This is a genomic window from Paenibacillus sp. FW104-T2, from assembly GCF_058789975.1.
On sequence record NZ_JBYTCE010000043.1, the window covers coordinates 1 to 15,568 of the forward strand.

A 15,568-nucleotide genomic window follows, 5' to 3' on the forward strand; every position below is an offset into this window, starting at 1 on the left:
ATACCTGTCGTAGCAAGAGCTCTTAACAATCTATTTTCATCTTCTAAATCTTTAATTTTATTATCTTTACTATCAATAACAGTTTTGACTTTTGAAACTTCAATAAATGTTTCTCTCTTTGAACTAGGACCCTTTTTTTGCCTATTTCTTTCATCTTTATTTGCTTTATTTAAAATTTCATTTTCAATTATTTCAGTATAATGATTTTTTTCATAATAAGTATTTAATATCCGACATACATACTGGCGATCTGTTTCAAATAATTTAACAATCTCGACAATAACCTCTCTCAACTGAGAAAATTCTTTAGTTTCAACTATACCTTCTCTATTTGCTTGATCAGGTAGAGTCAAATTAGTCCTTGAAATATAAACAGATCCTAGTATTTGATCAGAATTAACCCTCCACTTACCAGTAGGATGAGAAATGGCTGCTGGCGATTTAGCTTTTCTATTTGATAGAAGTAGCCAATCATAGTTTGAACTATTAGGTTCCCCGTAGGGCCGTACTCTAAAATTGTCTCTGTACATTTTTATTCCGCCAAATGTTTCTCTATAATCTTTCCTGCTAGAAAAATCCTTGTAATAATATTTTTCTTTTTCTGTTTTTGGAGCAGATAATTTTGAATAGTACAAAACTCCCGAAAACAATCCTATAGTATTAGAAGTACTTTCTTGTTTACTTGGCAGTAATTCTCCTAAACTTCTATTTAAGACTATGGGCTCTCCTTGGAAGTATTGTTTATCCTTATCTGAGAATCCAGCTTCTTGTGTAACTAAGTCAAACTTATCTCTGAAATCAAATTCTTCCCTAAAAAGTTTTATATTTACATTCCCTGTTAAATCAGCATTAAATTCAATCTTATAATCGTAAGAGAACAGACCATCATTCAAACTCACTTTGGCATTTTTTTCTGTTGTATCTTCACAAAAGAAATAAACTTTAAATATATTTTCCATTTCAGGTGGAATTAAAGTTGCAATATTATTTTTTATTTTTTGGACCAAACTATTAGACCATTCATCACGTAAAGAATTCAACTTAAAAACGGTCCCAGTTCCAGTGAATTTTGATTTAATCAACTCTTTTAACTCTTCATTTTTTGCTCTGTAAAAAAAATCATGAATTGTATAATCTACAGGATCTAGATCGGCAAACACTTGAGTGATCGTTCCACCACCATTAAAATTACTCCAATCCACATTCCATTCATATTTTGTATCATGAGTAACTGTTAGCATTTGACATACATCAGATACTCTGTCTAATGCGAACCGCCCAATTCCTTTTGCCCCTGTTTGAATTCTACCCTTCTCAGTAACAAATTTCTCTCTTTTTGAAGAGTTCCCTATAGTCATCCAGTGTTTTTCGATTATCTCTTTCTTCATACCACTTCCATTATCAGCTATGTACAATGTATTAGTTGAATTTTCAAAATATAATACACATAAAGATGCATCTGCATCATATGTATTTTTTATAAGTTCAAGTATTGCGCCTTCTAATTTAGAAACGTTTTCTCTACCAATTAATCGAGCTGTATAAGCATGTACATTAAAAGGAATTTTAGCCATAGTTATCTCCTTTATAATCGATAATGTCTTTTTCTTATAGTCCTAATTGACTAATCTATTTGATTATAATAGTCTAACAGAATTATTATCTAACAAATGACCACTTCTTTCCACCATAAAACACAAATTTAAACAAAAGCTGCATTACATACTAAGCACTTTTCACATTAATGTTAAACAATACACTTATTCGCAACCGCCACCATCTTCGCAGGCATCTCTTCCCGCAATCGCCACACAAAGCTCATCGGCTTATTCCCCTCATGACTTACGTAATCGGCTTCTCCCAGAAAGACAAATGGAGACGTATAGCCATGCTCCTCCTTATACTCCCGCACGAACAGCGCAATCCGGTTGCCTGCCTCACGATGAGTGATATACCGCTGCGCGGTAGCCGTATGCTCCGACACCCGGCTCTGTGTCTGCCAATGAAATAAACGTTCGTTAATCGCATAATCCTCATACAATGTGGATGGTGAGAAATCCTTATCCGATTTGTTCAACGTAATGAAGAAGATATCAGTCTGTTCATCTGCAAAATATTTCACGCCTTCACGGAAGGCGGGCGATTGCTCAGCATTCCAGTAGCCGAATGCAGCAAGCACTTGGTCGATAGAGTACATACAGTGGGTATCCAGTGGACAAGTGTATGGGAACAAATTTGCTTTATCCACAAATCGCAGATGAGCCAAATTATATTTGAAGATATCCACAAGCTCTGCCCGGAATGCCTCACAAGACTGCACACGCTGCACACCGTCTTCGATGCTGTTCAGTCCCAGCTTCTCAGGTGCAGCCCGATGAAAGGTGTAATAGAACATGATCAACATGCGCCGTTCATCAGCGGTCGTGGGTTCTTTCCCTTTTTCAATATAGTCGATCAGGAACGTCAGCCAGCTTCGGGAGTTGATCTTCAGCACAGATGGAATTCTGCGGATATATTCCTCTTGCTCATTCTCGATAGGCTCTGTCAATCCAGCTTCGGCCAACATACCGCGGAAATACCTTCTTCCCGAACGCCCGCCATAAAATTCATAAAGTGTCATTCCGTGATGTTCCACAAAATGAGCCAGCGTCAGCGGCAATCCGGTGTCTTGCTGGAACGTTTGCAGCTTCTGGATCAACGCTCTGCGATTACGGCTCATCTGCTTGAGGTTGCGCATGATGTATTCCTTTGCCTGTTTCTCCAACTGAATGAAAGTGCCGCGAGGCAGATTCGAGAAGCCGTTCTCAACGTAGTGCGAGATGGAGTGTTTGGTTGTGCCGATCAGGGCCCGGAATTTGTCCTGAAAATTGTACTCCTGATGCGCTTGCCCGATGAAGTCGAGCACGGTCAGGCACTCTTTGCCCTCTGCCATACGTAATCCGCGACCCAATTGTTGCAGGAATACAGTCAAACTCTCGGTAGGTCTTAAAAACAAAATGGTGTTCACTTCCGGAATGTCCACGCCCTCATTGTATAGGTCAACCACAAAGATCATTCGCAGTTCCCCGCTCACCAGTTGCCCTTTCGCAGAATGACGCTCCTGTTCGTTCGACCCGCCATGCAGGGCCATGGATGGAATGCCCGCTTCGTTAAAGATTTTTGCCATATACAGTGCATGATCCACCCCTACGCAAAACCCGAGTCCCTTGACCTCTTCAAGATCAGTTACGTATTTGTTCAGGCTATGGATGATCTGAGTGGCTCGGATTTTATTGTGAGTATACAGCTTCTCCAGTTCATTAAGGTCATACCCTTTACGTGACCACTTTACTTGGGACAGATCGACGGTATCGGTTACGCCAAAATATTGAAACGGGCTCAACAGCTTCCGATCAATTGCGTCGGTCAGACGAATCTCGGCAGCAATCGTATGATCGAAGTAGGCGGTAATATCTTTGCCATCCATTCTTTCAGGGGTAGCAGTTAAACCTAATAAAATCTTCGGCTCGTAGTGAGACAACAACTTCTGGTACGAAGGTGCTGCAGCGTGATGGAACTCATCCACAATAATGTAATCGTAAAACTCCGGACTTGTGATCTCTGTCAACTTCATGGAGTTAAGGCTCTGAATGCTAATAAATAAATGGTCAAGCACCTGTGCCTGATGATTCCCCACATGCAGCTCACCAAAGTTCATATCCTTCAAGATATACCGGAACGTATCACGGCTTTGTTTCAGGATTTCTTCTCGATGTGCGACAAAAAGAATTTTGGCTCCCGTGCAGCTTGCCAGAAACCACTTATAGTCGAAAGCAGAGATAACCGTTTTGCCCACACCCGTGGCAGCGACGATTAGGTTACGGGTTCGCCCATACAGTGTACGCTCCGCGTACAACTGCTCCAGCACTTCTTTTTGATAATCGTAGGGCTGGATGTCGAGGTGGAATGCATTTAGGTTATCTTTTTTACGATTCAAAGCCGCCTTCAGCTGCGCTTCATGCCTCTCATTCTCAGCCACATACTTTGTAAATTCACGGTCGTTCCAGTAACTCTCAAAAGTCGCTTCAATCTTGCGCAACACATCGAGTGAATCCTTCTCCGTCACCTTGAGGTTCCACTCCATACCACTTGTCAGTGCAGGGTTGGACAGATTGGAAGAGCCTACATAGGCGGTCGTAAATCCGGTATCACGGTGAAAAATGTACGTTTTAGCGTGTAATCGTGTAACCTTCGTATCATATGAAATCTGTATTCCGGTGTTGGGCAGTTTGCTGAGTTCGACAATGGCCTTAAGGTCGGTCGCTTCCATATAAGTCGTCGTGATGATGCGCAGCTTCCCGCCACCAGATGTAAATTGCTGAAGTTGTTCCCAGAGTAGGCGAAGCCCACTGAATTTGATAAAAGACACGAGCCAGTCGATCCGGTCTGCTGTCACGATCTCTTTTTGCAACTCCAGAAGCATACTCGGCTCAGACTTTGCACCAGTAAATAATGAGCTTTGAGCGAGAGGCGTATCTGGGCGAATGATTTTAGAATCCCGTACGGCTCGAATATTGTTCAGCTTGGAATACACATGGGTCAGCACTTCCCCTTGCTCATCCAACTGCAATTCGTTATATTCTTCTTCCCCCAGCGTCTCTTTTAACGTAGCGATAATTTTATTACATGTACGGATCTGTGCTAGTACTGCTGTGCTATCTTCGGTCTGTTCTCTCACAATCTTCAGAGCTCTTCGGGTCACCGCGGCCAAATACGTAGACAGCAGTTTACGTGCTTCCTCTGCATCCAGCTTCTCAGTCCCAATGTTATACACATCCGGATCTAGTGCCGAAATCTCCTGCCTGGTGATGGTGTTGATAAGCTGTTCATATATGCCTTGTTTCATGAATATACCTCGTGTGGGTGTAGGATGGTTGTGGATATTCTGTATGTACAGGTTAGAGCTACATAATGTTTCTACTATATTATCGTCCAACGTGTGGAAGATTTCATTAGTTGTTTTGAATTCAGAGCAAAAAGCACCTCTACTCTTTTCTTGGTAGAAGTGCTTACTCATTACTTAATTCTTAGATGTGAATATTTCTAGAAGCATTTAAATAAACCCATTAACTCAATATGCTACTTCAGTTTTTCTTCAAATGATTCTTTAAACCAATCATAATTCTCAAAGATACGTTTTTTTTCAGAATCAGTCAGTTCTAAATATCTCTGTTGAATTGTTTTGAGGAAACTAGGTGAAAGTGATTTTCCAAAGGGTTGTAAACTATCGGATGCTAAACTATCCATAATTGCTCCTAACAATGCTGCTGGTGCTTTCGTTAATTTACTGTTAGCAGTCTCCTTAGCTTTCTCATTATCAGCTTCATACAACAAGTTAAAAGCCATGGCCTGAAGGAACTCGTCCCCCAAATCACTCTCCAATATTTTTAAAGAATGAAATTTAGCTAATTCCTTGTCCCTTATTGCTAGTTCAGACAATGCAGTAGTTACTTCATCCAAATTTTCCAAACTATCAATGAGTTCAATTAATTCTTTGACATTCATCTTTTGAATATAAGTCTCATAGTTTATCGAACGATCGAGTGCTTTCGCCATTTCTTCACTTTCCAAATGCTACACCTCCATAATTATTTCTTTATTGGAATTATCTTAATAGTAGATAAATAAGGTTTACCCTCGACTATACTCCATGTAGATAGGACTTTTACCTTTCCATCCGTACCTTCTAGTACGCTAGGGAAGTCCATCCGATTATCTGGTGTAATTCCTTCGCCTATCTGCAACAGGTGTTTAGCGATTGCTTCATTATTTTCTTTAGTATCACCAAGACCAATAAATTCAAGTTTACTTCCCATATCTTGTGAACGTTCGTAATTGTGCTTCATTGATTCAAGGCGTTTAATGCGTTCAGCATTTTCTGGGTTTGAATCAAAAACTTTTCTTTGTGACTGTCTCATTTGTTTTAATTCTCGCAGTTCCTTAGTCACTTCTTCAATATTAACATTAACTTTGCCCCTCATGTATTTTTCAATCTTATCGATTGGGATAATAGATTTCTCATCGGTGTATACTTTAATTGCTTTTCCACTTGAAGGCGCAATCACTTCTTTCGCACTAAAGCTTGTCTTTCCCTTCCCAGCCTCAGGCTTACCTCCTCCTGCTCCACCCACATCACTATGCTTATTCTCAACAGAATGAAGTGATCTGCCAAATAAAGCATAGGCCAGCACCTGACCCGCCATCGATCCGCTGTAATAACCAAGTCCATCCTGATCGACCTGCTTCTTCTGCTCTTCAACAAATTGTTCCACATCGGACCTGGCCGTACCGTTTCCCCAATATGCATCCCAAGCAAACTTAATGCCTCGCCCTGCATCAACCGCCCTACCCAGAGTGAAGGCGTAAGCCAAACTGCCCGCAGTACTTAACGGACTATAGATAAAAGCTTCCAGCGTCTGCCCTAATCCTGTTACGGTTTCTCCAATTGATTTATCAATTAGTCCCTTAGCGAAGGTCTGTTTAAGCTCCTCAGGAATGTACAGGGCTACCTCGCCTGAGCCATCAGTTGTCCTGAAATTATTCGCTACATAGTTAAAATACTCCTGAATTTCATTTAACAGACTCAGTGTCGTAGGAAAAACTTCTTTCACTTGCATAAAGTCCCAAAAGAATTTTTCCCCTGTAACACCCGACCAATCAGATTGCAACAGGTAGATTGATTTTTCCAGTTCCCAGACGATCCGCTCCAGTTCCTGCTTCTTCTGTTGAACAAGCCGCGCTTTCTCCTCTAATACATCGGGATGAACCTCAATGCGCTGCATTCCATCTTCACCGCCAACCTGACCGTATTGTATATTATACCTAAATTTTAACAAGTCAGAAGGAGGATTGGAATCAAACGAGGGATTCATTTTCTCTAAGGTTATACAGTAGTTGAGCAACATTCTATAAAATGTAATTTTCGCATTAATGCACACATGCTTCATTACTGCTATCTAATCTTGTTGCTTGAAGCATCACCACAACAACAATTTTCAAGAATGCCTCTTATACAAACAATAAAGTCTTTATCTAGAATTCTATCAGTCTTCACACTGGAGGGGATGCTTCTGACAATCATTTATTAAATTTTAGTGAGATGTTGATTCATGAATTCCTCGAATTGAAATGATCTTAGACGAATCCATTGTGGGAACAAAGACCACAGCCCCATCACGGTCTTCACCTGATATTATCATGCCAATGACCACCATCTCTTGAGTTGATATTTTTATCCAAGATAACAACTCCTGTTCTTGTCCCACGTAAATATTCCCTGGTATCCACATCGATGTTGTTATCTCGTCGTACATTTGGTTCATATCTTCCGTATGTATGACAGAAAAAGAATACTCTCGCACTGTAGGCAACTCCTCCTCCCTCACAAACAACTCGGAGGCAGGGCAATAAACTACTTCCTCACTCAATGTAGCAGGGATCAAATTTCCAAGTTTGTATGCATATTTAGCTTCAGGTGCAGCCAAAATCACTCCTCCATAGCTAATCAGTTTAACTTGAAGTCCACTTCTGAAGCCCACATAGTCTCCTATAATGAGACCCTCCTTGTTGTGAACCGTTATTGTTGACGGGATCACTCGGTTTCCACGCAATCGAACAGGCTTATCTTCTCTTTCAATTAATATAAATGACACGTTCCTTCTCCATTTCTCTTGTAGATATCTTCTGTTCTGAGCACCATCCTGCATCGCTCACCGATACTATTTTTCCTTGCCATTTAAATCTAGTCTATCTAGCAGATTTCCACTGGTAATATTTATTTTCAGACGATAGTCACCATTGGGGCAGATCACTGCCGGAGGTAGTCCCTGCTCTACTGTTTGATAAAATAATATTTCTCCACAAAAAGGACAACCCACTACCTCTCCTTTAATTACTCGATTTAATATCTCTACATCTGTCATCTTACTCTCCAAAGTGTTCTCTCCCTTCCTAACGATGCGTATCTGGATAGAGCGTTTTTACATTATAAATATTTGCACGTACTTTATATGATTATTTTTATCTTTCGATTGTGTTAATTCACGCACAGTGTTAGAATTTTTCAATTTCCATCTATAATTACACTCCAACTAGAGTGATCGACTTATCTTGGATAAACAAGGAGAGAGTACCATTTGTTTTTTCAGTGCGAACATCGACGTTTGTTATAATTTCCTCCTTTTTTAAAGCAACAAATGAAATCAAATTAACATAAATCCTCACTTGTTTAATATTTAGGCTCTTATTATCAATCTCTATCTCAATTCTTTTTATGTCTTCTTCAGAACGCAAAATCTCTCTTAAACTATAGACATTTTTGTTTTCTTGAACTTCCTTATCCATTTTCCTACCTAATAAGCTTAAGAGAACTTGATAATTCGGTTCGCCGCCTTTAAATATATTAATCAACTTAATAATTAGGTCAGTTAGAGAAATGCTTCTTAATTCCTGTTCCATCTTATCTCTTGAATCATCTAGAAACCAAGACTCCAACTCCACTACAGTATCATCTATAATTCCACAAACATATGGCTTGGTATAAAGGAACTCTGTATTCATTTCTCAACCAACCTTCTTGAAATTTCATATCTCCTCATCAATCAAAACTCTTACAACACCTTATACATTGGTTAATATATGTTACAGTTCCAAAAAAGCTAAAACCTCATTTCAAGAAAGGAGCCTGTCCATTTGAACAAAAGAAGTATCATCATTGCTGTAATTATCGGCCTTGTTGTGTTCATTCTCCCCATCATACTGTACTTTGCAGTTCAAGTGTCTGACGAATCAGCACCTCCGGAACAGCAATCACGCTCCACCATATACACTGGAACTGAAAAAGAGTTAATTCATGATCACCATGAGTTAACTCTTTCTTATTGTCTACTCTGCTGCACAGGATTTTCCCATCCACAATTTTATATATATATAGGCCTCAACCCACTGAAGATACACTCAGACATCTGCGAATAGATTGAATGTACCCCAGATGGTACCACTCATGATAGAGCGTACGCGGAATCACTTCGCCGATTGTGCTCATGCCTAACTCGCTCTCCCGGAGCAGCGGCTCTTCCAGACGACCTGCAAATTTGTTTCTCAATTGGTCTGGTTGCACCTTTAGACGCTCCATCAATTCAGTCCAGGATGGGGGTGTACTATCCCACGTTGCCGGGCTTGTCCCATAACCGAAGAACTTCGCATAGTCCGCAGGCACTTCTGAGTCATCAGCAATGAGATAGTGAAACCATATATCCTGGTCCAGAATGATGTGTCCCACATTCCACAGAATGGAGTTATTGAATCCCTTCGGTACATCATGAACCTGTCCTTCATCCACAGAGGCGCACACTTCCAGCGTAAATTGCCTCACATCCTGCAGTTGATTCCATAGTACATCTTCATTAAACTTCATCGTTCATCCTCCTTTTCTCCCTTACCTGAATGGTCCATCGATTCACATAGTTAGATCTAAAATATTTTCAATATATAGGCATTTTATCATTTCTCTGTAACTTCATCACTCCCAAGAGCGTTTAGAAAGGTAGAAAAACAGCAGTCCCCTAACCCACTCGAAAAAGAGGCGATTTCATGAGCTGGCCGGAGCCATCTGATCATAGAACTAACCCGGAACAAACTTCCTTCATACCACCCGATCCCCCTGTAAAAGGTAAACCTGCGCGTAGTTGGCGCCTGGCGGTCGCTTCTACTTGGTTGACCACAACCCTATTAACGGGACTGGGCCATGGCTCCATATCATACGCAGCAACAACTCCGCTGCCTCCCAACGGTACTTCTACGGTACATACCACCGCAGCAATCACTGAAAACAAACTTCACTATACCGCTGTGGAGGGGGCTCATTATTATACGATCGCACTGCGAAGTGACGGTTCCGTCTGGGCTTGGGGTCGCAATATGTTCGGAGAGCTTGGTGTCAGTGAAGACATCCGCTACCGCCATACGTCCAGTCCCATTCGCATTCCGGGAATTTCGAATGTTACAGCTATTTCAGCTGCAGGAGGTGGGATTAATGCAGCGGTTCAGGCAGATGGAACTGTGTGGGAATGGGGCGCTGGTACACTCCCCTACCAAGTCGAAGGCATCTCTTCTGCGAAGGATGTGGTGACCGGTTCTTTCAATATTGCTCTTCTCCGGAACGGTACCGTTATGTCATGGCAGCGCCATGGGACTCAAGGAAACGATTCAAAAGTTATACACCTTCCACACGCAGTAAACGGATTGAAAGACATCATTCAGGTAGGATCATCCGGCCAACAAGGTTATGCCTTGAAGAAGGATGGCTCCCTGTGGACATGGAATGAACCAAGCCAACCAGATAACCCCCCATCCAAACCAGCCAAGTTAAAGGGTCTGTCCAACATATCATCAATCACAAGCACAGATACCTCCCTGCTTGTACTGGACCAGAACGGGAACGTGTGGAGCCTGGGGGAAAAGGGCAAACCAGTTCTTCTACATGACGACCTCAAGGTGAAGCAAATGGACGGGAATTCGCAATATATCCTGCTCTTAACCACTTCGGGTGAGGTGTACAGCTACGGGAGTACGGTTACAGGCAAAGAAGGCAGAGTTAAGCATCTGTCGGGTATTACCGATATTTCTGCAGGGTATCACCACAGTCTTGCCTTATCCTCCAATGGAACCGTCTGGGGTTGGGGAAGTGACAAGTATCAGGAAGCTGGCGCACCTGCAACATCATCTGGAAGCATGGTTTACCGACCCGTTCAGGCCAGGCTTGGCATCGATGTGTATATTAACAATGCTCTGCTCCAGTCCACGTATTCGGCAGTCCAAACCCAACATACCATTCAACTTCCAGTCAGAGTCGTAGCTACAACGATTGGGGCAGCATTTGAAATGAACCAGGTAAACGGACTCGTCGAAGCTTATTCATTGCAATATGAAGATCGTACCGTCACAATCCGTCCCAACGAGACGGAGGCAACCGTGAAATCAGTCTCTTCCTCTACAGTACAATCCATTTCATTACCAGAACCAATTGGTAATTACTCAGGTGCGACCACTGTTCCCTTTGAAGTATTCGAGGCCTTGGGGCTTACTGTGAACTGGGATGAAGAGACAAGCAAGCTAACTATCCAAAGTGATACGTAGCAACGAGATCATTCATTATTACAGGAGGATTATTATAATGTGGTTAAAAAAAATTATGGGTGCAGGTATCGTTTTCTCTGTCCTGCTCATGCCCATAAATAAATTGGATGCGGAAAGCAGAATCTCTGCTGAGCCGTCATCTAAGGTAGCCAATGCTGCAGAAGAATCAGTAAAGCCCGATCCGAATGCCCTTCTCATCCTTGAGACTCATCATCAAGGCCGTACAGCATACACCGGCAGCTTCACGATGGCTGCTGACAATGGAACACTTGCAGACATTATCATTGAAAATCATACTAATCATCCCATGTATATGAACCTGTATGTCGACGACTATAGTGAGCCTATGGAAACCACGATCAGCAAAAACAGCGAAAAGACCGTGAATCTGCTTGCCTTACAAGACACTAGTGTCAAGGTATACATCTACAGCAGAATAGGGCATGACATGGATCTCTCTATACGTGCGGAGCAATTCCGTTAAACATTCGCGTTCCATATATTTTACATACCAAAATCCCCTTCACGCATGCGGTTTAGGTTCATTTGAACTTAAATCACACAGCATGAAGGGGATTTAATTTACTTATATAGTTTATTTTTAAAAATTTACTCTACTATAAGGCCGTGTATTTCTTAAAACCACTTACTTCTCAAATCGGAACCATCCGAAGTCAAACTGACTTCCCGGCAGGAAGATAAAGGTCACCTTCTGCATGCCGGTCACCTGTTCAAGCTCAAATACCCGCTCCTCATACCCTTCCGAGTGCGTGAACTCGACCAGCTGATTGCTCTGTCCAGCTTCGCCTGCGAAGCGGATATGAATCGTGTTTTTATCAATCGGCGAACGGCCATAGATGACAAGCTTCGATGTGCCTTCTGCCGTAAAGTCCATATTTTCGAACTCCAGCGATACGTTGTTACCGATCCCCTCTACATACTCATCCTGGATCGAGAACGTATCGCCGTAGAGATGGTCGCAGGAAGCGGCCGTGTTTTGCTCAAATGCACGACTCTGACGCTCGAACGAGAAGCCCTTGATATGAATCTTCTGCTTCAGCACAAAACAGATTGACGTAATGCCGCTCAGCCGCTTGGACAGCTGGTACGTCTCTTCCTGATATACATTCCATCTGGATTCCTTCTGGTAAACCACGTCAGCCAGCAGCGTGCTGCCCTCCTCATCCGGCATGCCCTCCCAGATCTGCAGGAAATAATCCTCGCTCGACAGTGCAAAGATCGGAATCGTAATGATATCGGAGCCGTAAGGTCCGAAATCGATATTACGGAATCCGACATGCGTCTCCCCATCACGACTTGTCGCTACACCGCGTTCGTTGCCGTTACCGACATCGCCTTTGGTGTAATCGTACAATCCACCAGTAATGAAGCCGTACGGATCTTTGTAGGCTGTACCCACACCCGTTGCTTTGAATTCAAGCTGCGAGATCAGCTTTGTTTTGTCCGTACCATTGCTGCTCGTTGCACGAAGGCGGAATTCGCCATCGCCCAGCGCCGACACGCGTACTTCCAGACCGTTCGCTTCGACCTTCGCAATGTTGGACTCAATACCGGCATCGTTGACCACAGCCCACTCAATGTCACGGTACGACGTGTTCTCAGGATACAGCTTGGCGGTAACCACCATCTCCTGGATCGACGGATCGAAGGCTTGTCCAGCTTCACTGATAATCTCGATTTTTCGCAAAGGAATCTCTTGCGCACGTCCGGTGAGGACTGGGCGTTCTTCGTTCTCGGTTAACACGGTTTTTCCCTGAGTCGCAACGGATGCGGACGCACTCATGACTTCGCCATCCACTGCCTTCGATTCGAACTCGGCTGCTGCACCCTGGAGTCCTTCGGAGGTCACTTCGATCCGAATGCTGCCCGGTTCATGTGTTGCCCCGATGATTGCCATCAGCTTGCCGCTGAACAATCTTCTGCTCAGACCTTTATACGGATCATAGTCCGTGCTGTCCCCGTTATCCAGACCAAGTAGTCGTCCTGCACCTGTCACATGAACTTGTACACGGTTGTTTGCATTTTGCACGGGATTGCCCGCTTCATCTTCCACTTGAATTTCCACGAAAATAAGATCTGTCCCGTTCGCTTGCAGCTGCTCTTTATCCGATTGCAGACGAACCTTCTGTGCGTCCTTATAGGATCGCTGTACATCCGTTGCGATAATTTCCCCGTTCTCATCATAAGCGATCGCTTTCAGCTCGCCCTCTTCATACGGCACTTTCCACCAGCCGACCAGCTGGGTTCCGTTCGCATGATCAATATCATATGTTCCGATCGTCTTGCCGTTCAGCTGCAATTCGATCTTCGGCGCATTACTGCACACGCGTACATCAATCAGCTGACCAGGGCTGAAATCCCAATAAGGGAACAGGTGCACCATCGGGCTTGTTTTGTAATCGGTCCAGGCTGCTTGATAGATATAGTAGGAGTCTTTCGGGAACGTCGCTGTGTCCAGCTGTCCGAAATATGAATTCTTCGTATGGTATGGCGTCGGCTCTCCGATATAATCGAACCCTGTCCACAGGAATTGCCCTAGTGAATACGGCCGATCCCGTTCGGCCAAAATGCAGTATTCTGCAGACTTCGCACCCCAGCTTGTCGTGCTATTGCCCAGTGCGGAGCACTGCTCGTCATCATCTGCCAGGATGGATTGCTCGAACGGGAAGTGATAGATCCCGCGGCTCTGCACCACAGATGATGTTTCACTACCGTAGATGATCCAGTCCGGGTGCTCTTCGTGGTGCTTGTCGTAATACTTCTCCGCATAGTTGTAGCCTGCCAGCTTCACGATATCCGCGCATTTTTGCGCATTTTCCCAAGGCATGTAGTTGGAACCGATGGTTATGCCTGCATTGCCTTTTGGATCGAATTCCAGTACATACTCCATCAGCATTCGCGTTACTTCCTGTCCCCGTTCATCCGCATGGGTATCATAGATTTCATTCCCGATACTCCACATGACCAGACTTGGATGGTTGCGGTCACGCTTCACCCAGCTCTTCACATCCGTATGTGCCCATTCCGGGAAAAATCTCGCGTAGTCATAAGGCGTTTTGGATCTTTCCCACATGTCGAAGGCTTCCGAGACGATCAGCATGCCCATCTCATCTGCGAGCTCCATGAACTCCTTGGCAGGCATATTGTGCGCGGTCCGGATCGCATTGACGCCCATCTCCCGCAGCAGGTTGAACCTTCTGCGAAGTGCCGTCAGGTTGAAAGCCGCCCCAAGTGCGCCTAGATCATGGTGTTCACACACACCATTCATTTTCATCTTGACCCCATTCAGATGGAAACCTTCGTTCGGATCGAGCTGGACGTCCCTGAAACCAATTCGCTGCGATACCGACTCAAGCGTCTGTACATGCTGGTCCGCATTCACCACTTGCAGTTCCGTAACCAGTTCATACAGATTCGGTTCATCCGTGCTCCACAGTTTTGGGTTCTCCACCACGATCTGCTGACGATCCGTTACTACCGTATCTCCGCTTGCAGCCGCCGTAACCGCCGCTGTATTTGTCGCAATAACCTGACCCGCATATCGGATCGTATGCACAAGCTGTGCGTTCTGATCGATATTCAACTCCGTGTCCAGTTCAACCTGCCAGCCCGCTGGCTGCTGCTTGATGGATACGTAGATGCCATCGGTTACGATATGATTGCGGTCTCTCGTTTTGAGCCATACATTGCGATAAATTCCGGCTCCGGAATACCATCTGCTGTTCGGACTCTGATGCACCACTTTTACGATAATTTCATTATCGCCTTCCACCAAAGCATCCGTGATTTCATGTTCAAACGCGGAATAACCATATTTCCACTCCCCGACCAGCTGGCCGTTCACATATACGGAAGAGTTCATGTAAACGCCATCAAAACAAAGCAGAAGCTGCTGATCATCCTTCGTGTACGGGAAAGTCTTGCGGTACCACCCGATGCTGTCTTCGTACAGGTCGAGCGTATTGTAGATCAGCCAGTCATGGGGAAGCTCCACAGGCTCGAATGCCAGTCCCGCAGGGTCCGTAACATCCAGTTTGGTTTTCGCAAATTGCCATCCATCATTAAAAAGCTTTTTCTGGTTCATCGCTATTCTCACTTTCTGTGTGATTTATGATTGCGGTTACATAAAATGACGACTTTCGCCGATAACCTTTTCGAAAAAAGGTTCGACGTGACATGAATACTCCAACCGATTATATCATCTGATGGTTTCTATGTACGTTAATTTCATGCATTTTTTGGTGAGATTATATGAACAAACCACATTACTAATTCTATGGGGGCTTGTTGGCCTCTACTCATGTTCAGCCGTGCGTTCATATTTGAACATATGGATATTCCTTTATACCTATATAAAGTATCAGTCTAATGA

11 protein-coding genes are annotated in these 15,568 nt (G+C 43.6%); 2 read left to right on the forward strand and 9 right to left on the reverse strand.

The genetic code is table 11. The features are described 5' to 3' along the window. The 8 genes from AC3WQ3_RS28355 to AC3WQ3_RS28390 all read right to left on the reverse strand — a co-directional run. Nucleotides 1-1,574 (reverse strand): ATP-binding protein (locus AC3WQ3_RS28355; protein WP_492474338.1); only part of this gene is annotated, 1,574 nt, incomplete at its 3' end. Between the two features lie 173 nt (nt 1,575-1,747). Continuing rightward, entirely contained in the window at nt 1,748-4,885 is a 3,138-nt protein-coding gene (locus AC3WQ3_RS28360; protein ID WP_492474339.1) for a DUF3427 domain-containing protein, read from the reverse strand. Nucleotides 4,886-5,118: 233 nt separating this feature from the next. Beyond that, nucleotides 5,119-5,610: a hypothetical protein gene (locus AC3WQ3_RS28365; protein ID WP_492474340.1), complete on the reverse strand. Its 492-nt coding sequence runs from the start codon at nt 5,608-5,610 to the stop codon at nt 5,119-5,121. A 17-nt stretch (nt 5,611-5,627) separates the two neighbouring features. Then, nucleotides 5,628-6,986, reverse strand: a complete 1,359-nt coding sequence (locus AC3WQ3_RS28370; protein ID WP_492474341.1) for a WXG100 family type VII secretion target — start codon at nt 6,984-6,986, stop codon at nt 5,628-5,630. Between the two features lie 144 nt (nt 6,987-7,130). Beyond that, nucleotides 7,131-7,745 carry a hypothetical protein gene (locus tag AC3WQ3_RS28375; RefSeq protein ID WP_492474342.1) on the reverse strand — a complete coding sequence of 205 codons (615 nt, stop codon included), beginning with the start codon at nt 7,743-7,745 and terminating at the stop codon, nt 7,131-7,133. Nucleotides 7,746-7,757: 12 nt separating this feature from the next. Next, a complete protein-coding gene (locus AC3WQ3_RS28380) occupies nt 7,758-7,973 on the reverse strand; it encodes a hypothetical protein (RefSeq protein WP_492474343.1) in 216 nt (71 codons plus the stop codon). A gap of 145 nt (nt 7,974-8,118) precedes the next feature. Continuing rightward, nucleotides 8,119-8,598 carry a hypothetical protein gene (locus AC3WQ3_RS28385; protein ID WP_492474344.1) on the reverse strand — a complete coding sequence of 160 codons (480 nt, stop codon included), beginning with the start codon at nt 8,596-8,598 and terminating at the stop codon, nt 8,119-8,121. Nucleotides 8,599-8,974: 376 nt separating this feature from the next. Continuing rightward, complete coding sequence (locus tag AC3WQ3_RS28390; protein WP_492474345.1) at nt 8,975-9,454, reverse strand: DinB family protein; 480 nt, start codon at nt 9,452-9,454, stop codon at nt 8,975-8,977. A 176-nt stretch (nt 9,455-9,630) separates the two neighbouring features. Between AC3WQ3_RS28390 and AC3WQ3_RS28395 the strand changes: the two genes are divergently transcribed. Together AC3WQ3_RS28395 and AC3WQ3_RS28400 are read left to right on the forward strand one after the other, a co-directional pair. Further along, nucleotides 9,631-11,175 (forward strand): stalk domain-containing protein, encoded by a 1,545-nt coding sequence (locus tag AC3WQ3_RS28395; RefSeq protein WP_492474346.1) that lies wholly within the window; start codon nt 9,631-9,633, stop codon nt 11,173-11,175. A 37-nt stretch (nt 11,176-11,212) separates the two neighbouring features. After that, nucleotides 11,213-11,659 carry a hypothetical protein gene (locus AC3WQ3_RS28400; RefSeq protein WP_492474347.1) on the forward strand — a complete coding sequence of 149 codons (447 nt, stop codon included), beginning with the start codon at nt 11,213-11,215 and terminating at the stop codon, nt 11,657-11,659. A gap of 162 nt (nt 11,660-11,821) precedes the next feature. Here the strand turns inward: AC3WQ3_RS28400 and AC3WQ3_RS28405 are convergent, their stop codons facing one another. Continuing rightward, nucleotides 11,822-15,280, reverse strand: a complete 3,459-nt coding sequence (locus AC3WQ3_RS28405) for a glycoside hydrolase family 2 TIM barrel-domain containing protein (RefSeq protein WP_492474348.1) — start codon at nt 15,278-15,280, stop codon at nt 11,822-11,824. Between the last annotated feature and the right edge of the window lie 288 nt (nt 15,281-15,568).